At 25.9% G+C, this 25,487-nt stretch carries 28 protein-coding genes; 26 read left to right on the top strand and 2 right to left on the bottom strand.

The genetic code is table 11. The annotated features are described in order from the left end of the window. Positions 1 to 90 precede the first annotated feature (90 nt). From ATR_RS07170 to ATR_RS07160, 3 genes are read left to right on the top strand one after another with little or no spacing between them, the layout of a single operon-like run. Positions 91 to 1,083, top strand: coding sequence for a DctP family TRAP transporter solute-binding subunit (locus ATR_RS07170; protein ID WP_115428786.1), 993 nt, complete (start codon positions 91 to 93; stop codon positions 1,081 to 1,083). A 13-nt stretch (positions 1,084 to 1,096) separates the two neighbouring features. After that, positions 1,097 to 1,645, top strand: a complete 549-nt coding sequence (locus tag ATR_RS07165) for a TRAP transporter small permease (RefSeq protein WP_115428785.1) — start codon at positions 1,097 to 1,099, stop codon at positions 1,643 to 1,645. Further along, positions 1,645 to 2,928: a TRAP transporter large permease gene (locus ATR_RS07160; protein WP_115428784.1), complete on the top strand. Its 1,284-nt coding sequence runs from the start codon at positions 1,645 to 1,647 to the stop codon at positions 2,926 to 2,928. The genes ATR_RS07165 and ATR_RS07160 overlap by 1 nt, the downstream gene beginning before the upstream one ends. A gap of 25 nt (positions 2,929 to 2,953) precedes the next feature. On the opposite strand, the gene ATR_RS07155 is transcribed toward ATR_RS07160, so the two are convergent. Continuing rightward, the gene (locus ATR_RS07155) at positions 2,954 to 4,432 is read right to left on the bottom strand and encodes a cache domain-containing protein (RefSeq protein WP_115428783.1); all 1,479 of its coding nucleotides are present in this window, start codon (positions 4,430 to 4,432) and stop codon (positions 2,954 to 2,956) included. Positions 4,433 to 4,498: 66 nt separating this feature from the next. Here ATR_RS07155 and ATR_RS07150 point away from each other — a divergent pair, with 66 nt between their 5' ends. Then, positions 4,499 to 5,179, top strand: a complete 681-nt coding sequence (locus ATR_RS07150) for a response regulator transcription factor (protein WP_115428782.1) — start codon at positions 4,499 to 4,501, stop codon at positions 5,177 to 5,179. Positions 5,180 to 5,185: 6 nt separating this feature from the next. Here ATR_RS07150 and ATR_RS07145 read toward each other — a convergent pair whose 3' ends face one another. Further along, positions 5,186 to 6,136: an endonuclease/exonuclease/phosphatase family protein gene (locus tag ATR_RS07145; RefSeq protein WP_228254214.1), complete on the bottom strand. Its 951-nt coding sequence runs from the start codon at positions 6,134 to 6,136 to the stop codon at positions 5,186 to 5,188. Between the two features lie 105 nt (positions 6,137 to 6,241). Between ATR_RS07145 and ATR_RS07140 the strand changes: the two genes are divergently transcribed. The 22 genes from ATR_RS07140 to ATR_RS07035 are packed head-to-tail and all read left to right on the top strand — an operon-like array spanning position 6,242 to position 25,485. Beyond that, the gene (locus tag ATR_RS07140; protein ID WP_228254213.1) at positions 6,242 to 6,565 is read left to right on the top strand and encodes a MarR family EPS-associated transcriptional regulator; all 324 of its coding nucleotides are present in this window, start codon (positions 6,242 to 6,244) and stop codon (positions 6,563 to 6,565) included. A 17-nt stretch (positions 6,566 to 6,582) separates the two neighbouring features. After that, positions 6,583 to 7,629 carry a UDP-glucose 4-epimerase GalE gene (gene galE / locus ATR_RS07135; protein WP_228254212.1) on the top strand — a complete coding sequence of 349 codons (1,047 nt, stop codon included), beginning with the start codon at positions 6,583 to 6,585 and terminating at the stop codon, positions 7,627 to 7,629. Continuing rightward, entirely contained in the window at positions 7,626 to 8,441 is an 816-nt protein-coding gene (locus ATR_RS07130; protein ID WP_228254211.1) for an ABC transporter permease, read from the top strand. The genes galE and ATR_RS07130 overlap by 4 nt, the downstream gene beginning before the upstream one ends. Continuing rightward, complete coding sequence (locus ATR_RS07125) at positions 8,441 to 9,631, top strand: ABC transporter ATP-binding protein (RefSeq protein WP_115428781.1); 1,191 nt, start codon at positions 8,441 to 8,443, stop codon at positions 9,629 to 9,631. The genes ATR_RS07130 and ATR_RS07125 overlap by 1 nt, the downstream gene beginning before the upstream one ends. Next, positions 9,624 to 10,811: a class I SAM-dependent methyltransferase gene (locus tag ATR_RS07120; RefSeq protein ID WP_115428780.1), complete on the top strand. Its 1,188-nt coding sequence runs from the start codon at positions 9,624 to 9,626 to the stop codon at positions 10,809 to 10,811. Before ATR_RS07125 ends, ATR_RS07120 begins: the two co-directional genes overlap by 8 nt. Further along, a complete protein-coding gene (locus ATR_RS07115; protein WP_115428779.1) occupies positions 10,811 to 12,016 on the top strand; it encodes a glycosyltransferase in 1,206 nt (401 codons plus the stop codon). The genes ATR_RS07120 and ATR_RS07115 overlap by 1 nt, the downstream gene beginning before the upstream one ends. Beyond that, complete coding sequence (locus ATR_RS07110) at positions 12,013 to 12,915, top strand: 6-hydroxymethylpterin diphosphokinase MptE-like protein (RefSeq protein ID WP_115428778.1); 903 nt, start codon at positions 12,013 to 12,015, stop codon at positions 12,913 to 12,915. Before ATR_RS07115 ends, ATR_RS07110 begins: the two co-directional genes overlap by 4 nt. Before the next feature lie 12 nt (positions 12,916 to 12,927). After that, positions 12,928 to 14,403, top strand: a complete 1,476-nt coding sequence (locus ATR_RS07105) for an MBOAT family O-acyltransferase (RefSeq protein ID WP_115428777.1) — start codon at positions 12,928 to 12,930, stop codon at positions 14,401 to 14,403. Positions 14,404 to 14,410: 7 nt separating this feature from the next. Next, the gene (locus ATR_RS07100; RefSeq protein ID WP_115428776.1) at positions 14,411 to 15,544 is read left to right on the top strand and encodes a hypothetical protein; all 1,134 of its coding nucleotides are present in this window, start codon (positions 14,411 to 14,413) and stop codon (positions 15,542 to 15,544) included. Continuing rightward, a complete protein-coding gene (locus tag ATR_RS07095; protein ID WP_115428775.1) occupies positions 15,541 to 16,215 on the top strand; it encodes an acylneuraminate cytidylyltransferase family protein in 675 nt (224 codons plus the stop codon). The genes ATR_RS07100 and ATR_RS07095 overlap by 4 nt, the downstream gene beginning before the upstream one ends. Positions 16,216 to 16,228: 13 nt before the next feature. After that, the gene (locus ATR_RS07090) at positions 16,229 to 16,993 is read left to right on the top strand and encodes an HpcH/HpaI aldolase family protein (RefSeq protein ID WP_115428774.1); all 765 of its coding nucleotides are present in this window, start codon (positions 16,229 to 16,231) and stop codon (positions 16,991 to 16,993) included. Continuing rightward, entirely contained in the window at positions 16,993 to 17,946 is a 954-nt protein-coding gene (locus tag ATR_RS07085) for a phosphoglycerate dehydrogenase (RefSeq protein ID WP_115428773.1), read from the top strand. The genes ATR_RS07090 and ATR_RS07085 overlap by 1 nt, the downstream gene beginning before the upstream one ends. Next, positions 17,939 to 18,820, top strand: coding sequence for an NAD-dependent epimerase/dehydratase family protein (locus ATR_RS07080; protein ID WP_115428772.1), 882 nt, complete (start codon positions 17,939 to 17,941; stop codon positions 18,818 to 18,820). The genes ATR_RS07085 and ATR_RS07080 overlap by 8 nt, the downstream gene beginning before the upstream one ends. Beyond that, positions 18,807 to 19,484: a cyclase family protein gene (locus ATR_RS07075; protein WP_115428771.1), complete on the top strand. Its 678-nt coding sequence runs from the start codon at positions 18,807 to 18,809 to the stop codon at positions 19,482 to 19,484. Before ATR_RS07080 ends, ATR_RS07075 begins: the two co-directional genes overlap by 14 nt. Beyond that, a complete protein-coding gene (locus ATR_RS07070; RefSeq protein ID WP_115428770.1) occupies positions 19,485 to 19,973 on the top strand; it encodes a YhcH/YjgK/YiaL family protein in 489 nt (162 codons plus the stop codon). Next, entirely contained in the window at positions 19,970 to 20,596 is a 627-nt protein-coding gene (locus ATR_RS07065) for an HAD family hydrolase (protein ID WP_115428769.1), read from the top strand. Before ATR_RS07070 ends, ATR_RS07065 begins: the two co-directional genes overlap by 4 nt. A 2-nt stretch (positions 20,597 to 20,598) precedes the next feature. Then, on the top strand, positions 20,599 to 21,405 hold the full coding sequence (locus ATR_RS07060) for a 6-hydroxymethylpterin diphosphokinase MptE-like protein (RefSeq protein WP_115428768.1): 807 nt from the start codon (positions 20,599 to 20,601) through the stop codon (positions 21,403 to 21,405). Positions 21,406 to 21,443: 38 nt separating this feature from the next. Further along, positions 21,444 to 22,388, top strand: a complete 945-nt coding sequence (locus ATR_RS07055; RefSeq protein WP_170126887.1) for a glycosyltransferase — start codon at positions 21,444 to 21,446, stop codon at positions 22,386 to 22,388. After that, positions 22,385 to 23,200 (top strand): glycosyltransferase, encoded by an 816-nt coding sequence (locus tag ATR_RS07050; RefSeq protein WP_115428766.1) that lies wholly within the window; start codon positions 22,385 to 22,387, stop codon positions 23,198 to 23,200. The genes ATR_RS07055 and ATR_RS07050 overlap by 4 nt, the downstream gene beginning before the upstream one ends. A 13-nt stretch (positions 23,201 to 23,213) precedes the next feature. Further along, the gene (locus tag ATR_RS07045) at positions 23,214 to 24,068 is read left to right on the top strand and encodes an NAD-dependent epimerase/dehydratase family protein (protein WP_115428765.1); all 855 of its coding nucleotides are present in this window, start codon (positions 23,214 to 23,216) and stop codon (positions 24,066 to 24,068) included. Then, positions 24,065 to 25,027, top strand: a complete 963-nt coding sequence (locus ATR_RS07040; RefSeq protein ID WP_115428764.1) for an MraY family glycosyltransferase — start codon at positions 24,065 to 24,067, stop codon at positions 25,025 to 25,027. Before ATR_RS07045 ends, ATR_RS07040 begins: the two co-directional genes overlap by 4 nt. Next, positions 25,024 to 25,485 carry a dTDP-4-dehydrorhamnose 3,5-epimerase family protein gene (locus tag ATR_RS07035; protein ID WP_328587391.1) on the top strand — a complete coding sequence of 154 codons (462 nt, stop codon included), beginning with the start codon at positions 25,024 to 25,026 and terminating at the stop codon, positions 25,483 to 25,485. Before ATR_RS07040 ends, ATR_RS07035 begins: the two co-directional genes overlap by 4 nt. Positions 25,486 to 25,487 lie beyond the last annotated feature (2 nt).

Raw genomic sequence — 25,487 nt, 5'->3', positions numbered from 1 at the left:
AATAATTTATCAAAAATTTATCTATTGTGACACAATATTTACATAATTTTTGGATAAACTTAAAATCAAACTTTTAATTTAGGAGTATTTATGAAAAGAAGTATATTTGGAATAGCTGCTGCTGCAATACTTGCAACATCAAGCTTTGGTGCTGATTATGTTATGAAAATTAGCCATGTTGTAAGTTCTAGCACACCAAAAGGTATGGCTGCTGACTATTTAGAAAAAAGAATAGAGGAGTTAACTGCTGGAAAAATTGATGTTCAAGTTTTCCCAAACTCTCAACTATATGGTGATGCAGATGAGATGAAAGCTTTGGCTATGAACAATGTTCAATTAATTATGCCAAGTTTATCAAAATTCCCATCTATTGTACCTCAAATTCAACTTTTTGATTTACCATTCTTATTTAGAGATAAAGATCATTTATACAAAGTTATGGATGGAGAAGTTGGAGCAAAACTTAAATCTTATGTAGATGCAAAAAAACAGATGAAAGCATTTGATTATTGGGATGCTGGATTTAAACATTTTTCAAGTAGTAAAAAAGCTATCTTAAACCCAGAAGATGCAAAAGGTCAAAAATTTAGAATTCAATCTTCAAAAGTTTTAGAAGCTCAGTTTAAAGCTGTTGGTGGAAATCCACAAATTTTACCATTCTCAGAAGTTTACTCAGCACTTCAACAAGGTGTTGTTGATGCAACTGAAAATCCACTATCAAACTTCTATACAAAAAAATTCAATGAAGTTCAATCTAGCCTTACTTTAAGTAGTCATGGATATTTAGGATATTTAGTTGTAATGAATCAACAATTTTGGGATAAATTACCAAAAGATTTACAAGAAAAAGTTTCAATTGCTATGAAAGAAGCAACAGAGTTTGAAAGAAAAGCAACTGAAGAAGATGATGCAAAAATTATGGCTGGATTAAAAAAATATGCAGAAGAGTCAAAAAGACTTGAGATTTTTGAATTAAATAAAGAGCAAATTGCAAATTGGAGAAAAGTTATGGAAGTTATCTATCCAGAATTTTATGATGTAATTGGTGAAGATTTAATCAAAAAAGCTATTGAGACAAAATAAGTAAAGCGGAATAATGAGTAAAATTTTTAAAATTATGGATATTATAGTTGGTACAATAAACCAAACCATAGCCGTTTACGGTATGGTCTTGGGTGTTTTATTGGCATTTATAAATGTAGTTCTCAGATATGTCTTTGACATGAGCCTTCCTTGGGCTGCTGAGCTTACTAACTATTTTTTTATTTGGTCAGCACTCTTTGGTGCGGCCTACGGATTTAAACAAGGGGCTCACATCTCTGTTACTTTATTAATAGAGAAGTTTTCTCCTACTGTCATGAAAGGGTTTTTAATCTTTGCAAACCTTCTTTCTATTATTTATCTTCTTCTAATTTCATATTTTGGCTATAAACTAATTTTAATGTTAATGGATTTTGGTGAAATCAATGTAGATTTACAAGTTCCACTTTGGATACCACAATTGGTTATCCCAATAGCATTTTTATTAGCAGCTTATAGAGTTGCAGAAAAACTAGTAGAGATTTATAGAACTGATGCTGAAAACATCAAACTATTTAGTGAGCATGAAGCTATAATAGAAGAGATTAAAGGAGAAAATAAATAATGGTTATTGCAACACTTTTTATTTTACTTTTTGGTTTGATGTTGGTTGGAGTTCCAGTTGCTGTAGCATTAGGAGCTAGTACATTAGTTTCTGCATTTTTGTTTACAAATAATGATTTGATGGGAATTTCATCTTATATTTTTGATGGATTAAACAAATATACACTTATGGCAATTCCTATGTTCGTTTTGGCTGGTTCATTACTTTCAAGAGGAAGTGCAGCTGCAAGAATTATAAATTTTGCTAAAAGTTTGGTTGGGCATCTTCCAGGTGGTTTACCAATAGCTGCTATTTTGGCATCTATTATTTTTGCTGCTATTAGTGGAAGTTCTCCTGCAACTGTTGCTGCTATTGGTTCAGTAATGTATGGAGCTATTAAAAGTGCTGGTTATAATGAACAGTTCGCTATTGGTACAATTACAACTTCTGGAACATTAGGAATTTTAATTCCACCTTCTGTTGTATTTATTGTATATGGAGTTAGTGCTGATCAATCTATCGGAAAACTATTTATGGCTGGTGTAATTCCAGGTCTTATGATAGGTGGTATGATGATGCTTGCAACATATATCCTAGCAAAAAGAAGTGGATTTAAAGCTGAAAAAATGGCTAGTGTATCTGAAATCTTTAAAGCTTTTAAAGAGTCATTTTGGGCTTTACTAATTATATTTGTTGTTATTGGGGGAATTTATGGTGGTATATTTACTCCAACAGAAGCAGGTGCAGTTAGTGTTATGTATGCCTTTTTTATCTCTTTCTTTGTTTATAAAGATATAAAAATAAAAGATTTATACAAAATTGCATTAGATTCAGCACAAACAAGCTCTATGATTTTCTTTATCATTGCAAATGCTATGATTTTTGCACATTTTTTAACAGATGAGCAAATTCCACAACAAATTACTCAAATGATAATAGATGCACAAGTAAGTCCTTTAATGTTCCTTTTAATTGTAAATATTTTACTTTTAATTATGGGACAATTTATGGAACCTAGTTCAGTTGTTATGATTACAGTTCCACTACTTCTTCCTATTGGAATGGCTCTTGGAATTGACCCTATTCATTTGGGAGTTATAATGGTTGTAAATATGGAAATAGGAATGCTAACCCCACCTGTTGGATTAAACTTGTTTGTTGCAAGTGGAATCACAGGATTATCTATGGGACAAGTAATAAAAGCATCTATTCCTATGACTTTAGTTTTATTATTTGGATTAGTTTTAATAACATATATTCCAGCTATATCTCTATGGTTACCAAATTTAATGTTTGGATATTAATAGTTAAAATAGGATTTTTCCTATTTTAGCAATTTTTCAAAACTGATATTTCAAAAACTGCACCAAAATCACTATTTTTTACTTTTATATTTCCCTTTAGACTTTTTTCTACTATCATTTTTGACATATATAGACCAATTCCAGTACCAAGACCATCTTCTTTTGTAGAAAAATAGGCTTCAAATATTTTATTTATAGGCTCTACTTTTATACCTCCTGCATTATCTTCTATAAAAAGAGAGATACTATCTTGATTAGTTTTTGAGTAGATTTTAATAGTTGGTTTTTCTATATTTTTCTCTATCAAAACATCTTTTGCATTTTTTAAAATATTTAAAACTACTTGCTGATATTCATTTAGGAAATTGTTTATTTTTATATTTTTATCTATATTTATATCTATTTCGATACTGTTTAATTCAAGTATATTTCTATTTATATTTATTACATCTTCAATAAGGTCTTTTAGATAAAACTCCTCTTTCTCTTTGTTTGTAGAGAAAAATCCTTTGAAATCATCAATTGTTTTTGACATATACTCCAAAACATTATTTGCTTCATCTATTTTTTTATCCATAGTTTTAAAATCAAGAGAGTTTGTATCATATTTTATTTTTATTAGCATTAAAATAGATGATATCTCAGCTAAAGGTTGCCTCCATTGGTGAGCTATATTGCTCATCATCTCTTCAAGTGATTTGTTTAAAACTTTTAGCTCTTTTTCATTTTCTTTAACTTTTTGTCTATATTTTTTTAAGATTTTATATATTGCATTTGAAAGAAGAGCTAATGCTAAAAGTGCAATAATTAAAAAGAGTACAAATAGGATAATATTTTGTAAAATCTGCTTTTTTATCTCTTTTCTAAGTTCATCATTTTTAATTTTGAGTTCATTTTCAATATCATCAATATAGACTCCAGCTGCTAATATCCAGTTGAATGTGGGATAATATTTGAAATATGAGAGCTTATATTGGAAATCTTTGCTATCTGGTTTTTTATATGAGTATCTAGTATATGATTCTCCATACTTTTTTATATCTTCTAAAAACTCTTCTCTAAATTTTTTTCCATTTCCATCTTCCTCATTTGTTGAGATATCTTTACCAAATAAATCTGGTCTATTTGGGTTTACCAACATTTTTGCAAAATTATCTCCACCCTCCCAATTATTTATCTCATAAACAAAAATATAGTTACTGCTATTTTGCTCAAAAGTAAGATTGCTTAGAAAATCTATTGTGTAGTTTTTTATCTCTTCTTGGCTTAAGTTTAGATGTTTTGTGTTGTAATCTAAAATATCAGTTACCATTCTTAGTTTCATCTTTAGTGTATCTTTTATCTCAAGATAATAGTCATCTTTGTACTTTAACATCTGTTTATCAAAATAATCTTTTGTATTTTCTACATAGAAAAAAGATATTGCTAAAATCATAGATGAGCTTATGGCAATAAATGTAAAGATTATTGTTTTGAGTAGATTTTTTTCTATTTTGTTGTTCAAGATAACCTCATTAATTAACAGTTTGCTATAATACCATATCTTAACTAATATGGATTTTTATAAAATATGAACAATCAACTTAAAAAACTTAAAGTTTTTACAATTTTATATGTTGAAGATGATAGTGGAATAAGAGAGAATTTTAAAGAGATTTTAAAACACTATTTCAAAGATGTTTTTGTTGCAAAGAGTTCCAAAGAGGCGTATCAAAGCTATATTAAGCAAAAACCTGATTTATTAATAACTGATATAAAGATGGAGAATATGTCAGGAATTGATTTAATAAAAAAGATTCGACAAACAGATAAAAATATAAAAATTATAATAACTTCAGCATATACAAATTTGGATTATCTTTTGGTTGCAGCTGAACTTAATTTGATTAAATATATAGTAAAACCTATCACAAATGCAAAACTTTTTGAGGCATTTGACTCTTTTTTAAAGTCAAATAGTGATGAAACAATACATATTTTAAAAGATAATTGGTATTTTAATAGTAAAAAATCTATCATCTCAAATGAGATTGAAGAGTTTATTTTGACAAAAAAAGAGATTCTGTTTTTGGAGCTTTTACTTTCAAAAAAATCAGTTATCTCGTATGAAGAGATTTTCAATCATATTTGTGATGATAATCTAATAATGAGCCAAAATGCAATGAGACAATTTATAAAAAATCTTAGAAAAAAACTACCTTTGAACTATTTGAAAAATATTCAAGGAGTTGGTTATTATATTGATGTATAACTTTTTTTAAATCTCTATTTCGCATAAAACTTGTGCATGGTCACTTGTTTTTAGGCTTCCATTTCTATTTTTTTCTAGATGTTTATCAAAAACTTTATAGCTTGTTACACTGTTTTTTAACTCTTTTGATACAAAAATAAAATCAAGAGTATTCCCATATCCTACAAAATAGCTTGTAGGTGTTCTTTTAATCTCTTTAAGTTCAGGATGAGGATTGTAAATTTTTTTTGGTGCAAGATTATAGGTATCAAAAAGAATAAACTCATCTTTTTTTAAATCTTTATTATAAAACCTATGATTACACAATGCTTCAATAGTAATAGAAAACTCTTTGTCATTTAAATCACAAAGTAAAATAGCGGGAATATCGCTATTTTTTATATCAAAGTGAAGATGTTTTACTTCATTTATTCTTTGGTTTAATGATTTGCTATAGGAGTTTTTTTGAGAAATTCTTAGTTTTTCTATCTTTTCTTCAAAATTAGAGTTTTTTGTGAACTTATACTCAAACTCATTTAAACGATTTGATTTAAGATGTGCTACATATATATTCAATTTTTTGTTATTTATTATTATTTTTGCTTTTATTGGTTCTCTTGCAAAAGAGAAATTATTTTTTGTTTTTAATTTTTCTATATTTGTTATAGGAAACTTACTAGCCATTGCTACAGTTGTAGTTTTGTAGGTTTTTGTTTGTTCGTCTAAAAGTGGAATATCTGCTACAATAAACTTTTTAAAGCCACACTCCTTTACTAAAATCTCAAGCTCTTTTTGTGAAAAAACCTCTTGAAAACCAATAATATGTGCATCTAAATCTAGAATTTGATTTTTTATCCAAAGCTTTTTTTCTTCCCAATCTTGTATTGTAAATTTCTCTTTTTTTGAGTAGAAAGAGAAGTTTGGTTCACAAAATTGGAAAAGGTTAAATGTGGCTACTTTTATTTTAATTATATTCATTTTTAGATTTTATCTAAAAAAGTTATTAATTTAGATTATTTAATATTATCTTTATATAAATAAAAGTAGAATTCAATCTTTGAAAAGATAAAAAAGGATAGCTTTTTGCAAAAAAATCGTGAAGTTTTAGATGAGACTAGTTTTGATATTTTAAGAAAAGTCCCAGACAGCAGTGGACAAATGTCACTAGCAAAAGAGTTAGATATTAGTATAGGTAAAGTAAACTATGTATTAAATGCCTTAATAGATAAGGGACTTATAAAAGTAGAAAACTTTAAAAACTCAAATAATAAAATAGCATATAGATACCTTCTAACTCAAAAAGGTGTAATAGAAAAATTTGAGCTTACAAAGTATTTTATTGAGAGAAAAAAGCTTGAGTATGATGAACTTCAAAAAGAGCTTGAGATATTGAGTAAAAAAACTTAATAAATGGGAAATAAAATTTGAAAATAAAAAATAAAAAAATATTAATTACAGGTGGAGCTGGATATATAGGAACACATACTTTAATAGAGTTACACAAAGAAGGGTTTGATTTTGTAGTATATGACAATCTATCAAATTCTTCAAAAGAAGCTCTAAAAAATGTAAAAAAAATTATTGGTTCAAAAGTAAAGTTTGTAAAAGGTGATATAAGAGATAAAAAATCTTTGAGAATGGTTTTTGAGAAATATAATCTGGACTCTGTTATTCACTTTGCAGGACTTAAAGCTGTAGGGGAGAGTGTTGCAAAACCACTAAATTATTATGATAACAATGTTGTAGGGACTATTATACTTTTAGAAGTAATGAGAGAATTTAACTGCAAAAAAATAGTTTTTTCTAGTTCAGCAACAGTATATGGAAATCCAAAAAGATGCCCAATAGATGAGAGTTTTGAACTTGGTGGTACTACAAATCCATATGGTACTAGCAAATATATTATTGAAAGAATCTTAGAAGATTTGTATATTAGTGATAATAACTTTAAAATTGTCATTTTAAGATATTTTAATCCTGTTGGAGCACATGAAAGTGGATTGATAGGGGAGAATCCAAATGGTATTCCAAATAATCTTATGCCATATATTTCTCAAGTTGCTGTAGGAAAATTGAAAGAACTAAGTGTTTTTGGAAGTGATTATGAAACAAGAGATGGTACTGGAGTAAGAGATTATATCCATGTCGTAGATTTAGCATCTGCCCATGTTAAAGCAATAGAGTATTTAAGCAGTAGTAACTATAGTTTTGAAAATTCAAGACTAAATATTGGAACAGGAATTGGGTATAGTGTTTTAGAGATGATAAAAGCTTTTGAAAAAGTAAGTGGAAAAAAAGTGCCATATAGATTAGTTGATAGAAGAGTAGGTGATATAGCTGAATGTTATTCAAATCCAAAAAAATCAAAAGAGATTTTAGGCTGGAAAGCGAAATTAACCTTGGATGATATGTGTACTGATAACTGGCGATGGCAGAGTAATAACCAAAATGGGTATAAGGATTTATATTGATTATTATATTAAAAAGTTTTTTTAGATTTTTTAAAGATTTGATAAAAAGCAAACAATTATTATATGTTTTAGCAAAAAATGATTTTAAGGAGCAGTTTTTAGGTTCTTACCTAGGTATACTTTGGGCTATTCTTAGACCAATACTATTTATGATTATTGTTTGGTTTATTTTTTCTATTGGTTTTAAAAGACATTTAGAAAATTCAGAAATACCTTTCATACTTTATTTAATGTGTGGGTACATACCATGGTTCTTTTTTTCCGATGCTATAAGTGGAGGAATGAATTCCATTATCACAAATAAATATTTAGTTAAAAAAGTAAATTTTAGAGTAAGTATTTTACCAATTGTAAAGATATTATCTGCTTTATTTCTTCATATAATCTTTTTACTAATTTTAATAGTGGTATTGTTTTTGTATGGATATAGTCCTACTATCTATTGGTTGCAGTTACCTTTTTACACTTTTATGATGTTTATTTTAGTTTTGGGTATAAGTTGGTTTACCTCTGCTTTGAGAGTTTTTATGAAAGATATTTCACAGATAATAAGTGTAGTATTACAACTAGGTTTCTGGGTAACACCTATTTTTTGGTCTATAAAAATGGTTCCAGAAAAATATATGTTCGTATTAAATCTTAATCCTATGGTGTATATAGTTGAAGGATATAGAAATAGCTTTTTATATAATAAGTGGTTTTGGGAGTCAACAGATTATTTGATTTGTTTTTTATCAATAACTTTATTTCTTTTGATATTAGGAGTTGTTGTATTTAGAAGACTTAGACCTCATTTTGGAGATGTATTATAATGAACAAATTAACTATAGTAAAAGTAAAAAATATTTCTAAAACATATAAATTATATAATAAACCAATTGATAGAGTTAAAGAAACATTAAACCCATTTAAAAAGAAATATCATAAAGAGTTTTATGCACTAAATGATATCTCTTTTGAGTTAAAACGTGGAGAAACACTAGGTATTATAGGAAGAAATGGAAATGGTAAATCAACTCTTTTAAAAATAATATCAGGAGTATTGACTCCAACAAAAGGACATGTAAACACTAAAGGTAAAATTTCAGCTATACTTGAACTTACCTCAAGCTTGAAACCGGAATTAACAGGTCTTGAAAATATAGAATTAAATCTTAAAATAAGTGGTTTTAATAAAAATGAATTAAAAGAAAAGATAAAAGAGATAGAAGAATTTGCTGAAATTGGAGAATTTATTACTCAACCAGTAAAAACATATAGTAGTGGTATGAAGTCTCGACTAGGTTTTGGTATAGCAATTTCTAGTAAGCCAGATATCCTTATACTTGATGAGGTGTTAGCCGTGGGAGATTTTAATTTCCAGCAAAAATGTTTATCTAAAATAAATGCAATGAGAGAAAATATATCAATGATATTTGTTTCTCATTCTATGAATAGCGTAAGACTTTTTTGTGATAATGTATTGGTATTAGAAAAAGGTAAAAAAGTTTTTTATGGAAACGCAGATGATGGCATAAAGTATTATATTGAACAAGAAGAAAATGAAAAACAAGAATTGAATAAGAAAAATACACCTAAAGTTGTTAAACCATTTTATGGAGATTTATTTCATAATAAAGAAAAAATTATAAATGTAAAACATAGTTGGAGTAAGGTGATGTATAAACTCCAAGAAGAGATGATTTTAGATTTTAGTTTTGAATTAAAATTTGATCCAAAGAATTTGATAATTGGTTTACCTATTTGGGATAATTTAGGAAATAATATAACTTCATTTAATAGTGATTTTTATAAAATAAGATTATTTAAAGATAGATATAAAATTAAAGGTAGTTTAAAAACCAATTGTTATTTTAATCCAAATGAGTATAGTTCAATGTTTGTTGTAGTTGATGGAAGTGAGTTTTTATATAGACAATTAAATAAAAATTTTACTGTAGCAAATAGAGAGAGAGTATTTGGATATGTAACATTAAATCATGAATGGGAGATAAATGGATAATTTATTAAATCAAGATTTTAGAAAAGAACTTCTTAGAACGGATATTATTCCTAGAAAATTAAATGAAATATCTCAGAAATATAGAAATATGTTTTTAGAAGATTTTAAAAATAAAGTAATAAAAACGGAACTTGTAGAAAAATGTCAATGTGGAAGTCTTAATCTTGAAGAACTAACAAAAATTGATAGGTTTGGTTTACCTTTTGGTAGTTTGATTTGTAGAGATTGTGGTTTAGTTATGACAAATCCTAGAATGTCTCAAGAATCATTATCTTATTATTACGATAAATATTATCATCCTCTAAATTATGGGGAGGAACACTTAGAAAATCAAGTAGCACTTTTTGAGGATGGACAAGGTAAAAAGATATTTACTATTATAAAAGATTTTTTACCCAAAAAAGAGAAAATAAGTGTTCTTGAAATTGGAGCAGGTACAGGAAATGTACTTTCTGAGTTTAAGGAAGAAGCTAAAAAAGAAAATATTATAGTTGAGGAACTTGGTACAGAGTATAATAATAATTGTATCAATAAATGTAAAGAAAAAAGTATAAATACAATTTTTGGGAATATCCAAACTGTAATAGGCTTAAATAAGAAATTTGATTTAATTATATTAAGTCATGTATTTGAACATTTTATAGATTTGAATAAAGAACTAGATGATTTAAAACAACTTATGGTAGACAAAACTTTATTATATGTTGAAGTGCCTGGATTGTTTGTGATTCATGAAAAAGATTATTATAATAATTCATTTTTAGGCTATCATATTCATGCACATATGTTTAATTTTAATAAGGATTCGTTAAATAATTTAATGCATATGAGTGGTTTTGAATCAAAATTTATTAATGAAAAAGTTGAGTCAGTTTATTCTTTAAAGCATAATATTAATGGAAGTATACAAAATAATTTTATAAAAAACTCATATTCTAAAGTTTTAAATTATTTAGAGTTATTATCAGAAGGTATTTTAACCAATTTTTATAAAACTTTAAAAAGATGGCATGAGACAGAAAAATCAAAGAGAGAAAAATATCAAAGATGGAATCAACAAAATAATAAGAAGTTGGAAAAAATTTGTATTCAATATGATAAAGTTAAAAGAGCAAGTTATATTAGAAAAATTTCTGAATTAAAAGAATTATTTAAAATATTAGGAGATTTAAAAAGTTAATGAGAATAGTAGTTTTTAGTGAAAACAATTATGGCTGTGGTGCTTCAATAGCAGCTTATAGGTTGGTAAAAGGTTTGTCAAAAAATAATGAAGTTTTTTTTATTTATGAAAAAAATAGAGCTAAGTTTAATATATTTAGAAATATTAAATTTAGTGTTTGGCATTTAGGAAAATCTACTAGTATATTTAAAAATAGTATATTTATAGGCTTCAATATATTATCAAAACTAACTAAGACAAATATAAACAGATGGTTTTTATTTAAAGTATTTTATAAAAAAATAAAAGATTTTAAGCCAGATATTATTCATTTTCATAATACATATTTTACACATGAACAAATAGCAAAGTTAAGCGAGAATTTTCCTGTGGTTTGGACAATGCATGATCAGTTTGCTCTTTTTTTATATAATTATAAAGTAATTAAGTTTGATGGTAATGAAAAAGTATATTGTCCTATTAATGATTGGCGAAGAAAATTTTATGATGTTGATAAACTTTTAAATAATAATGATGCTAATATAGTCTTTACTCCACCATCTCAGTGGTTAGCTGATTTAGGTAAAACAGTAATTAATGGTAGAAAAAGGATAGAAGTAATTCATAATGGAATTGATATTAATGAGTTTTTTCCAATTGATAAAAAAAAGGCAAGAACTAATTTAGGATTAAAAAATAAGTTTACATTCCTATTTTTAGCTGGAACAGGAGCTTGGGAAAGGAAAAATTCAATTATAATTTTTAAGGCTTTAAAATTAATACCAGATTTGGATATTCAAGTTGTAGCTATAGGATCTGTTACAAAATATAAATTTGATGATAATAGAATCATAAATAAAGGTGCAGTTTATACTTCAGAAGAATTAAGAGAAGTATACAATTCTGCTGATGTTTTTTGTATTCCTTCTGTATTGGATAATTTACCAAATACTGTTCTTGAAAGTTTATTATGTGGGATACCAGTACTTGGTTCAAATAAAGGAGGAATTCAAGAAATGATTATAAATGATAAAACAGGATGGAGTTTTGATCCTTATTCAGCAAGTGACTTAGCAATAAAAATTGAGTTTCTTTATAATCATCGTGATAGTATTATTAATAAAACAGAAGAATGTAGAAATTCAGTAATAAATAAATTTAGCGAGGATAAAATGATTAATAGTTACACAACACTATATAAAGAGTTAAAAAAGGATCAAAGATGAGAGAACAATTAAAAAGAATTACACCAATATATGAAACTTATAGATTATATCGTAATATTAGAAGTAAATTAATAGATGGGTATACAAGACCATATAAGGATAAATATAATTCTTCAAATTTATATTTAGCATTTGAAACATTTGGCTATAAAATGGCATCTAGAAATATGCCAATAACACAAAATCATAAAGATATACTTAAATACCATAATGTATATAAAGGGAAAAGAGCATTTTTAATAGGCAATGGACCTAGTTTAAATAAACTTGATCTAACAAAGTTAAAAGATGAAATTACAATAGGAGTAAATAGTATTTACTTAAATAAAGATAAAATGGGATTTTTACCTACACACTATGTGGTTGAAGATAACTATGTTGCAGAAGATAGAGCAAATGAAATAAATACAATGAGAGGACCACAAAAATGGTTTGGTAATTATCTAAAGTATTGTCTGAATAGTGAAAAAGATGATAAGGTAAATTGGATAAATGTGAGAATGAGATATGATAATTATCCAAATTTCCCATATTTCTCAGAAAATATAGCAAGACAGGCATGGACAGGAGGTTCTGTAACATATATTTGTATGCAACTAGCATTTTATTTAGGTATAAAAGAACTTTATTTAATTGGCTTTGATCATCATTATGATATTCCAGATGATGCTGATATTGAAGGATTACAAATTACATCTCAAAGTGATGATCCAAATCATTTTCATCCAGATTATTTTGGTAAAGGTTATAGATGGCATGACCCGATGGTTGATAGAATGGAGCAAGGATATGCTAAAGCAGGTGAGTTTTTCGAAAAACATGGAAGAAAAATTTATAATGCAACAAGTGGTGGAAAGTTAGAAGTTTTGGAAAGAGTGGATTATAATAGTTTGTTTTAAGGATAAAAAAGTATGTTATTTAATAGTTATGAATTTATTTTTATATTTTTACCAATAACCTTTATAGTATATTTTTATCTATTGAGCCAAAGATTAATTCTTGGTGCAAAGATATTTTTAGTAATAGCAAGTTTGTTTTTTTATGGATATTGGAATTTTAATTATGTTCCTTTGATACTATTATCAATATTTGTAAACTATAGTGTAGGGTTAAGTTTAGTAAATCATGAGAAGATAAAAGTAAACAGTAAAACAATTTTAATATTTGGTATATTGTTTAATGTAGGATTACTAGGATACTTTAAATATACAGATTTCTTGCTTGAAAACTTTAATGGTATATTTGGATCAAACATTCCATTGCCACATATTATTCTTCCTTTAGGTATTAGCTTCTTTACCTTTACTCAAATAGCATTTTTAGTAGATGCATACAGACGTGAAGCAAAAGAGTATAGTTTAGTAAATTATATGCTGTTTGTAACATATTTTCCACACTTACTTGCAGGTCCAATTCTTCATCATAAAGAGATGATGCCACAATTTGCAAGTAAATATAATTGGGTAAAGAATTATAGAAATATAGCATTAGGATTATTTATATTTTCTATTGGGTTGTTTAAAAAAGTTGTAATAGCAGATACCTTTGCAGTATGGGCAAATGCTGGATTTGATACAGCAACAACTTTAAATTTAATAGAAGCATGGGCGACATCATTATCTTATACATTCCAACTATACTTTGATTTTTCTGGATATACAGATATGGCAATTGGGATATCTTTAATGTTTAATATAAAACTTCCAATAAACTTTAATTCTCCATATAAAGCTCTAAGTATTCAAGATTTTTGGAGAAGATGGCATATGACTCTAAGTAGGTTCCTTAGAGATTATATTTATATTCCATTGGGTGGTAATAGAAAAGGTGAATTTAGAACATATACAAATTTATTGGCAACTTTTTTAATAGGTGGGCTTTGGCATGGAGCTGGATGGACATTTATAGTATGGGGAGCATTGCATGGAGTTGCATTAGCTATTCATAGATTTTGGCAAAGATTAGGATTTAAACTAAATAAGATTTTGGCTTGGTTTATTACTTTTAACTTTATAAATATAACATGGATATTTTTTAGAGCAAAAGATTTTGAGAGTGCAATAAAATTATTAGGAAGTATGTTTAGTTTGGATAATGTTGTGTTATCTGAGAAATTACTTACTAAATTTAAGTTTCTAAGAGAAATTGGTATTAATGGTGAAAAAATGTTTATTGATATAGGTGCAAAAAATAGTGAAATTTTTATTTGGATTTGTATAGCCTTTATTTTAGTCTTAGGCTTTAAAAATTCTATGACTTATTTGAATAGTAGTTTTAAAGCTAATTATACTTATATGTTTTATATGATAATTCTCTCTGTAATTCCTTTATACTATATAGTATATTTGCAAAATAGAGTTTCTGAATTTTTATATTTTGATTTTTAGGGTAATTATGAAAGTAAAAAGAAATATAATTTTAAGTTTAAGTATAATTTTAGTTATTATATTAAGTCCGGCGATTTTTGTTTTTATTGTGGATCCAATTCAAATTTATCATAGTCAAATTTCTTTAAATAATAGTAAAATAAAATATTTTAAAGAACAAAGATATCAAAATATAGGTTTGATAAATAACTTTATAAATAGAAGTGATGAAAATTATAATACAATAATTATGGGTACATCTATGTCAGAAAACTTTATTCCATCAAAATTTGAAAAGTTATTGAATAATGGAGATAAAGTATTAAAATTAACTATGAGTGGAGGAAGACCACTAGAACAATATACATTAATAAGAAAAGCTTTGGAAACAGGAAAAATAAAAAAAGTTTTTTGGGATATACATTCTTATTATATATATTTAAATGAGACACAAAAAGATGAAAAACACAATTTTCCTTATGAACTTTATTCAAATAATTTATTTATTCAAATTGGATTTTATCTATTTAATGAAGATTATATAAGATATTCATGGGATATATTTATTGGAAAAGTTAATTGGACAAAATGGAGCGAGAGTTTAGATACACTTTATTTTTGGTATGATAGAGATGTTAAAAACAAAAAATTTGAATTATATGGAAATGATAATAATTTAGACAAATTAAATAAAAATATTATACATAGAAATATTAATTATGAAGAAATAATTCATAAAAATTATGAATATCCTAATATAGAAAATTATATATTAAGTGTAATTAAAGAATTTCCAGATATAGAGTTTAATGTATATTTCCCACCATATTCAACATGGTTTTATAGGAATAGTAAGGTAGAAGATGTTAATAGATTTTTATATGGAAGAATATATTTAGTTAGTAAGTTAAAGGAGTTTAATAATTTAAACATATATGCCTTTGATAATATTTATGAAATTGTAAATAATATATATAATTATAAAGACTATGGACATTATAGAGCTAGTATAAATGATTTAATCATGACTTCAATGATAAAGAAAGAAAATTTATTAAATGAACAAAATATAAATGAATATCTAAAAAATATGATAAATAACATAAATTCATATAATCAAATATATTATAAGAAACTAGAAATAAGTAAAGGAAAACAATGAACATAAAAGCACTATTACCAATGAAGGGAAATTCGCAAAGAGTTCCAAATAAAAACATGAAGAGTTTTAATGGTTCACCACTTTATCATGCTATAGTAAAATCACTCTTGGCTAGTAAGTATATAAATAATGTTGTTATAAATACAGATAGTGAAGTTATAGCAAAAGATGCAAAAAAAACTTTTGGAGATAAAATTATAATAATTGATAGGCCAACTGAGATTCAAGGAGATTTCGTTTCTATGAATGATATCATAGCTTATGATTTATCAAAATTAGATGGAGAGCATTTTTTACAAACTCATAGTACAAATCCTCTTTTGAAGAGTGAGACTATTGATAGTGCAATAGAAAACTATTTTACTAAAATAGATAATTTTGATAGTGTTTTTGGTGTTACAAAGGTTCAGACAAGATTTTATGACAAAAATGCAAAGGCAATCAATCACAATCCAAATGAGTTATTAAGAACACAAGATTTAGAACCTATGTATGAAGAGAATTCAAATTTTTATATTTTTTCCAAAGAAGCATTTAAAAATTCCAATAATAAAAGAATAGGATTAAAACCTCAAATTTTTGAAGTAAATAAACTAGAAGCAGTAGATATAGATGAGCCAGAAGATTTTATAATGGCAGAACTTTTATATAAAAATAAAGATAAACTATAATTTAGGATATAAAATGAGTTTAAAACAAAAATTAAAAAATGGTGAACTTACAATTGGTTCATGGGTAATGATGGGAAATTCCTTGAGTATTGAAGTGATGGCATTGGCAGGATTTGAATGGCTTGTTATTGATATAGAACATACTTCCATAGATTTGCAAACTGCTGAAAATCTAATAAGAACTATTCAAGCAAATTGTATAAAAGCACTCGTTAGAGTTAGTAAGAATGAAGAAGTAATCATAAAAAGAATATTAGATATGGGAGCAGATGGAATAATAGTGCCTATGGTATGTTCTAAAGAAGATGCAATTACTGCTGTAAATTATGCAAAATATCCACCTATTGGTAAAAGAGGTGTTGGTTTATATAGAGCTTCTGGATATGGTACGAGATTTGAAGAGTATAAAAAATGGGTAAATGAAGAGTTAGTAATAATAGCTCAAATAGAACATATTGAAGCAGTAAATAATATAGATGATATTTTACAGGTTGCTGGTATTGACGGAACAATAATTGGACCATATGATTTATCTGGTTCTATGGGATATCCAGGTGAATTTGAAAGAAAAGATGTAAAAATTGCTGTTCAAAAAGTATTGGATAGATGCAAAATTCATAATATTCCATCAGGATTTCATGTAGTAGATACAAATCCAGAAAATTTAAAACAAAAAATTGATCAAGGGTGTACTTTTTTAGCCTATGGAATAGATTACTTTTTTTTGAGAGATTCAGCTATGAACGGTATGAAAAAATTAAAAGAAGGATTAAATTAATGAAAGTTTTTGTATCAACTCACCCTTTTAGCTCAACATCAAAAGAACCAATGGAATTACTAAAGAATAATGATTTTGAAGTTAAATTAAATCCTCTTGAGCATAAAATGAATTCTCAAGAGTTGGCAATAGAAATAAAAGATTCTGAAATTCTTATTGCAGGAACTGAAAAAATCACAGAAGAAGTATTTCAAAATGCTCCAAATCTAAAACTTATTTCAAGAGTAGGTATAGGACTTGATGGAGTTGATTTTGAATTATGTAAAAAATATGGTGTAAGAGTTACATATACTCCAGATGCTCCTACTATGGCTGTAGCTGAACTTTGTGTTGGTATGATTTTAGATTTAGCTAGACAAATTACAATTACTGATAAGAATATTCGACTTGGTATTTGGAAAAGACATATGGGAACTTTACTATATGGAAAAACTATTGGTATTTTTGGAATGGGAAGAATTGGTAAAAGTTTAGTACATCTTTTGTCTTCTTTTAATATTAAGTTTTTAGTGCATGATACTAATCCTGATATTGCTTTTGGAAGATTATACAATGTAAATTTTGTTTCAAAAGAAGAAGTTCTAAAAAAAAGTGATATTATTTCAGTTAATATTCCTCTTAAAAAAGACACTTTAAATTATATTACTACAAAAGAATTATCTATGATGACTTCACATACTATTTTAATAAATACTGCCCGTGGAGGAATTATAAATGAAAATAATTTATATATTGCATTGAAAAATAAACAAATAGCAGGTGCTGCTGTAGATGTATTTGAAGAAGAACCATATAAAGGTAATCTTTGTCAATTAGATAATTGTTTGCTAACATGTCATATGGGAGCAAGTACTATTGATAGCAGAAGAGATATGGAAATTCAAGCAGTAGAAGAAGTAATAAGATTTAAAAACAATGAACCTTTGAAAAATGAGGTATTTAACAATGACTAAAAAAGTAGTAGTTTTTGGTGGTTGTGGATTTATAGGAAGTTATGTAGTTGAAGAACTTATTAATAATGGATACGATGTAGTAGCAGCTGATCTAAATATTTCTAAATATGTAAATATAAAATATTTTATCAAGTGTGATATTTTAGATGTTAAAAATGTGAATGAAGTTATAAAAGGTGCAAATATAGTTTATAATTTTGCAGGGTTTGCAAACCTTGATGATGCTATAGCTAATCCTACAAAAGCCTTAGAATTGAATGTAATGGGAAATTTAAATATTTTAGAAGCTTGTAAAATAAATAATATAAAAAGATTTATTTATGCAAGTAGTGCTTATTCTATGAGCGATAAGGGCTCTTTTTATGGAATTAGTAAACTTACATCAGAAAAACTTACAGAAGAGTATTACAAAAAGTTTGGTTTAGAATTTACTATTATTCGATACGGTTCAGTATATGGAGAAAGAGATTATCAAAATAATTATATTTACAATTTAGTAAAAAGTGCTATGCTAACAAGAACTATCAATCATAGTGGAGATGGAGAAGAAGTAAGAGAATATATTCATGCAGCAGATGTTGCAAAGTTAGCAATTCAAGTCATAAAGAGTGAAGATTTTGTAAATGAACATCTTATTCTTACAGGAGTTGAGAGAATGCATAGAAAAGAATTATTTACTATGATTAATGAAATATTGGGTAATAAAATAGAAATAAATTTAAATAATGATGGATATCACAATCACTATCAAACTACACCATATTCATTTCATCCTACAAGAAGTAAAAAACTAGTAGCAAATCCATATATCGACATGGGACAAGGAATCTTAGAGTGTATGAAAGAAATAGAGAAAAATAATGAATTTGAGTAAATTTGTGTATCTTTCACATATTTTAGATAATAATACACCTAGTTATGGAAATAAGAATAAATTTATTTCTAGTAAAAAATCTGATATTTCAAAAGGTGATATTGCAAATGATACAACAATAGAAACAACAGTTCATATAGGCACTCATATAGATATGCCTTATCATTTTTTTGAATATGGGCAGACCATTGAAAATTTTGATTGTGGATATTTTAATTTTGAAAATGTGCTATTCATAGAATTTGTTCCTAAAGAGCTTGTTATAGGGGCTAAACTCATAGAACAATTGGATAAAATAAAAGACAAAAATATATATGAGATTCTGATAGTAAAAACAGGTATTTGTTATAAAAGAGATACTCAAGAATTTTGGGAATTAAATTATGGATTTGATCCGTCGATAGCTGAATATTTAAGAAACTCATTTCCAAATATAAGAGTGATTGGATTTGATAGTATTTCGGTATCAAGTTTCCAAAATAGAATGATAGGAAGAGAAGCTCATAAGGCTTTCTTAAATCCTAAAAACCCTATTTTATTGCTTGAAGATATGGATTTAAAGCAAATAGATATAAATACAAAATTTAAAAGAGTAATTATTGCACCATTAAGAATATCAAATTGTGATGGATTACCTTGTACAATAATTGGAGAAATAGAATAAATGGCAATATTTGGTAATATAGAAATTTTAAAAAAACAAATTAAAGATACTAGATTTTCTACTGCTTTTGAATATTTAACAAAAGTTTTAAATGAAAAAAGTGAAGAGTATAAAAGATTAAAGTCATATAATCTAAATGCATTTGAAAAAATAGTTTTAGATAAAAATAACTTTGCACTAGAACAAACATATTTTTCAAAAGATAGAGAAAAATGTTTTTTTGAAGCACATATAAAAAATATAGATGTTCAGTTTATCCTTGAAGGTGAAGAGATTATAGAAGTTGATAATATAAAAAATCTTAATGTATATTTTAAATACAATGAAAATATGGATTTAATTAAGTATGGAGATTCAAATTTTTCATCATCTATTAAACTAAAAAAAGGTGATATAGCTATTTTCTTTCCAGATGATGCCCATATGCCTTGTATTAAAATAAATGAACCAATAAAAGTTATTAAAACTGTTGTAAAGGTTAAAGTTTGATAAAAAATATAATATTTGATTTTGATGGAGTAATACTTGATTCTGTCCCTATAAAAACTGAAGGGTTTAAAAAACTTTTTGAAGGATTTCCAAAAAACAAAGTAAAAGAGTTTATTCAATATCACGAATTAAATGGTGGAAAATCTAGATATATAAAAATTAAATATTTTTTTAATAAATTATTAAATGAAAATATTTCAGAAGATGATATTTTAAAGTATGCTAATAGGTACTCTTTAATAACAAAAGAAGAATTGACAAATTCAAAATATATTATTGAAGATACAGTAAGCTTTATAAATCATAATTATAAAAAATATAATATGCATATAGCATCTGGTGCAGATGAAAATGATTTAAAATATATCTGTGAAAGATTAAACTTGACAAAATATTTTTTATCTATAACTGGATCTCCAATCATGAAATCAAAAATAGTAAAAAATATTTTAGAAATGAATAATTATAAAAAAGAGGAAACTATTTTAATAGGTGATAGTATAAATGATTATGAAGCAGCTGAAGAAAATCACATTGAATTTTTTGGTTATAATAATGTAAAACTTAAAAAAAACAATACATATATAGATAAATTTGTTGAGATTAATTTACAGAGTTATTAATTATGAAAAATTTTATAAAGAGTTTAATAAATAAAAGAATAATTTCTTATAAATGGTTTGAAGTTCCATTTTGGCTTCCAAAAGCGGATATAAATAAGTTAATATTGCTAAAAAATAAATTTAAAAATAAAAGATGCTTTATAATTGGAAATGGTCCTTCCCTTAATGATATAGATCTAACGTTATTAAAAAATGAGTATACTTTTGGGGTAAATAGTATATTTTTAAAAAATAGATCTGATAATTTTAAACCAACATTTTACATAGTAGAAGATAAGCATGTTTTTTATGATAATCTAAAAGATATAAATGATTTCGATGTTATGTACAAATTTTTTCCAACAAAATATAAATCTTTAATAAAGAATAAAAAAAATACATATTTTTTTAATATGAATACTGGATTTTATCAAGTTAATTCACCATACTATGAGATACCAAGATTTTCAATAGATATTTCTGAACAGTTATATTGTGGACAATCTGTAACTATACTAAATCTACAACTAGCATATTATTTAGGTTTTTCAGAAGTTTATTTAATTGGAATGGATTTTTCATATGAAATTCCAGAATCTGCAATTATCGATGGTGACACAATTATTTCTACAGAAGATGATCCGAATCATTTTGATAAAACATATTTTGGAGTAGGTAAAAAATGGCATGATCCAAAAATATACAATGTACTAAAAAGTTATAAACTTTGTAAAACAATGTTTGAAATAGATGGAAGAAAAATATATAACAGTACTGTAGGTGGCAAGCTAGAGTTGTTTGATAGAAAAAACTATTACGAACTTTTTTAAATTTAGGAAAATTAATGCGAGACCTGATTTCAGTTATAATGAGTGTTTATAATGAAAAAGAAGAATGGATTATAGAGTCAATAGATTCAATTTTAAATCAGACTTATTCAAATTTTGAATTTATAATAGTATTAGATAATCCGGAAAATAAAATATTGAAAGAGATTCTAATAAAATATCAATTTATAGATAAAAGAATAAAAATAATTATAAATAAAAAAAATAGTGGTTTAATATTTAGTTTGAATAGAGCTTTAAAAGAATGTGAAGGTTTATATATTGCTAGAATGGATGCAGATGATATTTCTCACAAAAATAGATTTGAAAAGCAACTTCAGTATTTAGTTGATAATAATTTAGATTTAATTGGCTCTAACATAACACTATTTAGTAATAAAGAAGTATTTTTTAAAACTGATAAGCTTTTGACACATAAATATTTAAAAAGATTATTAATGAGAGGTGCTATAGGCATAGTACATCCAACATTTTTTGTTAGGAAGAAGGTCTTTGATAAACTTGGTGGGTATAATAATGCTTTTCACGCAGAAGATATGGAATTTTTATCGAGAGCTATTTTTTTTGGTTTCAAAGTTGGAAATATAAAGGATGTTCTTCTCAATTGCAGATATAGAAACAATAGTGTAACTAAAACAAATGCTTATATAATGTATAAAACAGCACAGTATTGTACGGAAATCTTTAAAAAGAGTTTGGCAACAGGAAAGTATATTTTTGACGATAATTATAAGGAATATTTTGTCATAAGTGAAAAAGAAAAAAACAAATTGAATAAAAAACAAATACTAATGGTTGAAGCGAGACAAAAGTTAAATAGAAAGAAATATTTTGCTTCTATGTTAAAAATTATAAAAGCAAGTATATCTTCAAATTCGGTTTATTTAAGTATAAAAATAAACTTATATTTAAAAATGTATAAATTCTTTGAAAATATTGAATTAAAAAGAAGTAATAAGAGATGAATTTTTCATTATTGATGTCAATTTATTATAAAGAAAAAGTAAAATATTTTAATAGAGCGATGGAAAGTATTTGGGATGAACAAACTGTAAAACCAGATGAGATAGTATTGGTTCAAGATGGTAAATTGACAGATGAATTGTATTATGCAATTGATGAATGGAAGAATAAACTTGTTGGTATTTTAAAAATTATTCCTTTGAAAGAAAATTTAGGTTTAGGGGATGCATTAAATATTGGGATGGAACATTGTAGCTATGAACTTATTGCTAGAATGGATACAGATGATATATCGTTGCCAAATAGGTTTGAAAAACAGTTAAATGTCTTTAAAAATGGTAATATTGATATTTGTAGTTCATGGATAAGTGAGTTTAATGGTGATGAAAATGAAAATTTAGGATATAGAAGACTTCCAGAAATGCACGAAGAAATAATAAAGTATGCAAAAATAAGGTCTCCAATAAATCATCCAGCAGTAATGTATAAAAAATCTTTTGTTTTAAAAGCAGGAGGATATAAAAGAATGATCTATTTTGAAGATTATTATCTTTGGGTAAGGATGATATTGAATAAATCAAGATTTTATAATTTACAAGAAGTTTTAGTAAAGATGAGAGCTGGGCAGGGACAGATTGAGAGAAGAAGTGGTTTAAATTATGCTAAAAATGAATTTATTTTGTTAAATGAATTTAGGAAAAATGGTTTTTTTAATTCTTCATTTGAATATTTAAGAAATATTATTAAAATCCCAATAAGATTTTTACCAAAAATGGTTATAAGAATAATTTATTATTTTATAAGAAAATTATAATTGAGGGGGTGTCATTATAATTTTAATTACAGGTTCAAATGGTTATTTAGGAAGTAACTTTATAAATCAGTTTAAAGATAAATATATATTTGAAAAATTTTCATTAATAAATCAAAAAATTGAAGATATAAAATTTGATAATATTAATATAGTTTTGCATTGTGCTGCACTTGTACATCAAAAGATAGAGTATTCTTATGAAAAATATTATGAGATAAATGTAGAGTATCCAGTAAAGCTTGCAAAACTTGCAAAACAGAATGGAGTAAGACAATTTGTATTTATAAGCACTATTGCTGTTTATGGTGAAGATATAGAAAAATTAGATGAAAATACAATCTGTAATCCAATTACACCATATGGAAAGAGTAAACTAGAAGCAGAAAAAGAGCTTTTGAAACTAGATGATGGTGATTTTATAGTAAGTATAGTAAGACCTCCTATGATATATGGAAAAAATGCTCCAGGTAATATAGATAATTTAGTAAAATTAGTTAAAAAATTGCCTATTATACCTCTAGGAAGTATTGGAAATAAAAGAAGTTTTATATTAATACAAAATATTTTAAATATTATAAATGAAATAGTAATTCAAAGAAAAGAAGGAGTGTTTTTAGCTTCAGATGATCAACCTCTTAGCACTTCAAAACTAATAGAACTCATAGCTAATAATTTAGAGAAAAAAATATATCTAATAAAAATTCCATTTTTTGAAAGCTTACTAAAGCTAGTAAAGCCATCATTTCACAAGCGATTATATGGAAGTTTGGAAGTAGATAATACTCTTACTAAAAAGAAATTAAATTTATCTAATCCATATAGTGTAGAAGATGGAATAAAACTTATGATAAAAGGAGAAAAGAATTGATTTATTTAATACTTTTTTTAATCTCATTTTTACTAACATATTTTATAAAAAATTATATGATAAAAAAATCATTGGTTGCAACTATAAATGAAAGAAGTTCTCATACAGTTCCAACTCCTCATGGTGGAGGAATAGCACTTTCAATTACTTGGTTTATAGGATTGTTTTATCTTTATTTTATAGGTGAAATACAACAAAGTCTTTTTTATGCTTTGCTTTTTGGTGCAGTTATTTCAATAGTTAGTTTTTTTGATGATATTTATGATTTAAGCCCAAAACTAAGGCTTATAGTTCAAGCTATTGTTTCTGTTGGTGGATTATATTTTTTAGGTGGATTTGAAACTCTTACTTTTGGTATTTTTGATATACAAAATCAAATATTAGCCAATATTTTTGCTTTTTTACTTATTATTTGGTTTATAAATCTTTATAATTTTTTAGATGGTATAAATGGCTATGCAGGAAGTGAAGCAGTTTTTTTAAGTCTTGCTGGATTTATTTTATTTGGTGGAAATCATTTTTTAGTTTTAGCTGTTGCAGTTTTAGGATTTTTATATTGGAATTGGAATAGGGCTAAGATATTTATGGGAGATGTTGGAAGTACGCTTTTAGGATATAATATAGCTATTTTTACAATATATTATGCAAATCAAGAAGCAACAAACTTTTGGATATGGATAATATTATTTGGTGTCTATTGGTTTGATGCAACTTTGACTTTAATACGAAGAAAATTAAATAAAGAAAAATTATCTCAAGCACACAAAAAACATGCATATCAAAGATTAACTCAAGCAGGGTGGAGTCACTATAAAGTTACAAATTATTCTATAGGATTAAATTTAGGTTTATTTATAATAGTTTATTTTATAGGAAATATTTTTGTAGCTCTTATACTAGCTTTGATAGTTTTAGCTTTAAGTATGAAGTTTGTGGATACTAAAAAAGTATTTGAATAATTGATTATAAAAGATTAGATATACCCGAGCTTATTCTTTGTGAACCAAAATTACACAAAGATAATCGAGGTTATGTTTTTGAAGCTTTTAAAAAAGAGAGTTTTAATTCATTTGTTGGATTTGAAGTAGATTTCTGTCAAGATAATATCTCATACAGTAAATATGGAGTTATCAGAGGACTTCATACAAATACTTTAAACTATGCTCAATCAAAGCTTGTAAGTGTATTAAAAGGAAAGATTTTAGATGTAGTAGTTGATTTTAGGCTTGGAAGTCCAAGTTTTGGTAAAGTAGTAAGTATAAAGTTAAATAGTGAAGAAAATAAGCAACTTTTTATTCCTAGAGAATTTTTACATGGTTTTTTAGTATTAAGCCAAGATGTTATTGTAAATATAAAAATAGATAGATATTTTGCATCTGGAGGAGTATTGGTGTTAGATAGGATGATAGAGATTTAAAT

It is taken from the genome of Aliarcobacter trophiarum LMG 25534 (genome assembly GCF_003355515.1).
Classification (GTDB): Bacteria; Campylobacterota; Campylobacteria; order Campylobacterales; family Arcobacteraceae; genus Aliarcobacter; species Aliarcobacter trophiarum.
The sequence above is the reverse complement of the archived record's forward strand: the minus strand, read 5'-3'. Positions and strand labels throughout refer to the sequence as shown.

Coding starts and splice junctions, on each gene's coding strand:
- ATR_RS07170 (WP_115428786.1), top strand. CDS start 91: ATGAAAAGAAGTATATTTGGAATAGCTGCTGCTGCAATACTTGCAACA.
- ATR_RS07165 (WP_115428785.1), top strand. CDS start 1,097: ATGAGTAAAATTTTTAAAATTATGGATATTATAGTTGGTACAATAAAC.
- ATR_RS07160 (WP_115428784.1), top strand. CDS start 1,645: ATGGTTATTGCAACACTTTTTATTTTACTTTTTGGTTTGATGTTGGTT.
- ATR_RS07150 (WP_115428782.1), top strand. CDS start 4,499: ATGAACAATCAACTTAAAAAACTTAAAGTTTTTACAATTTTATATGTT.
- ATR_RS07145 (WP_228254214.1), bottom strand. CDS start 6,136: ATGAATATAATTAAAATAAAAGTAGCCACATTTAACCTTTTCCAATTT.
- ATR_RS07125 (WP_115428781.1), top strand. CDS start 8,441: ATGAACAAATTAACTATAGTAAAAGTAAAAAATATTTCTAAAACATAT.
- ATR_RS07120 (WP_115428780.1), top strand. CDS start 9,624: ATGGATAATTTATTAAATCAAGATTTTAGAAAAGAACTTCTTAGAACG.
- ATR_RS07115 (WP_115428779.1), top strand. CDS start 10,811: ATGAGAATAGTAGTTTTTAGTGAAAACAATTATGGCTGTGGTGCTTCA.
- ATR_RS07110 (WP_115428778.1), top strand. CDS start 12,013: ATGAGAGAACAATTAAAAAGAATTACACCAATATATGAAACTTATAGA.
- ATR_RS07105 (WP_115428777.1), top strand. CDS start 12,928: ATGTTATTTAATAGTTATGAATTTATTTTTATATTTTTACCAATAACC.
- ATR_RS07100 (WP_115428776.1), top strand. CDS start 14,411: ATGAAAGTAAAAAGAAATATAATTTTAAGTTTAAGTATAATTTTAGTT.
- ATR_RS07095 (WP_115428775.1), top strand. CDS start 15,541: ATGAACATAAAAGCACTATTACCAATGAAGGGAAATTCGCAAAGAGTT.
- ATR_RS07090 (WP_115428774.1), top strand. CDS start 16,229: ATGAGTTTAAAACAAAAATTAAAAAATGGTGAACTTACAATTGGTTCA.
- ATR_RS07085 (WP_115428773.1), top strand. CDS start 16,993: ATGAAAGTTTTTGTATCAACTCACCCTTTTAGCTCAACATCAAAAGAA.
- ATR_RS07080 (WP_115428772.1), top strand. CDS start 17,939: ATGACTAAAAAAGTAGTAGTTTTTGGTGGTTGTGGATTTATAGGAAGT.
- ATR_RS07075 (WP_115428771.1), top strand. CDS start 18,807: ATGAATTTGAGTAAATTTGTGTATCTTTCACATATTTTAGATAATAAT.
- ATR_RS07070 (WP_115428770.1), top strand. CDS start 19,485: ATGGCAATATTTGGTAATATAGAAATTTTAAAAAAACAAATTAAAGAT.
- ATR_RS07060 (WP_115428768.1), top strand. CDS start 20,599: ATGAAAAATTTTATAAAGAGTTTAATAAATAAAAGAATAATTTCTTAT.
- ATR_RS07055 (WP_170126887.1), top strand. CDS start 21,444: ATGAGTGTTTATAATGAAAAAGAAGAATGGATTATAGAGTCAATAGAT.
- ATR_RS07050 (WP_115428766.1), top strand. CDS start 22,385: ATGAATTTTTCATTATTGATGTCAATTTATTATAAAGAAAAAGTAAAA.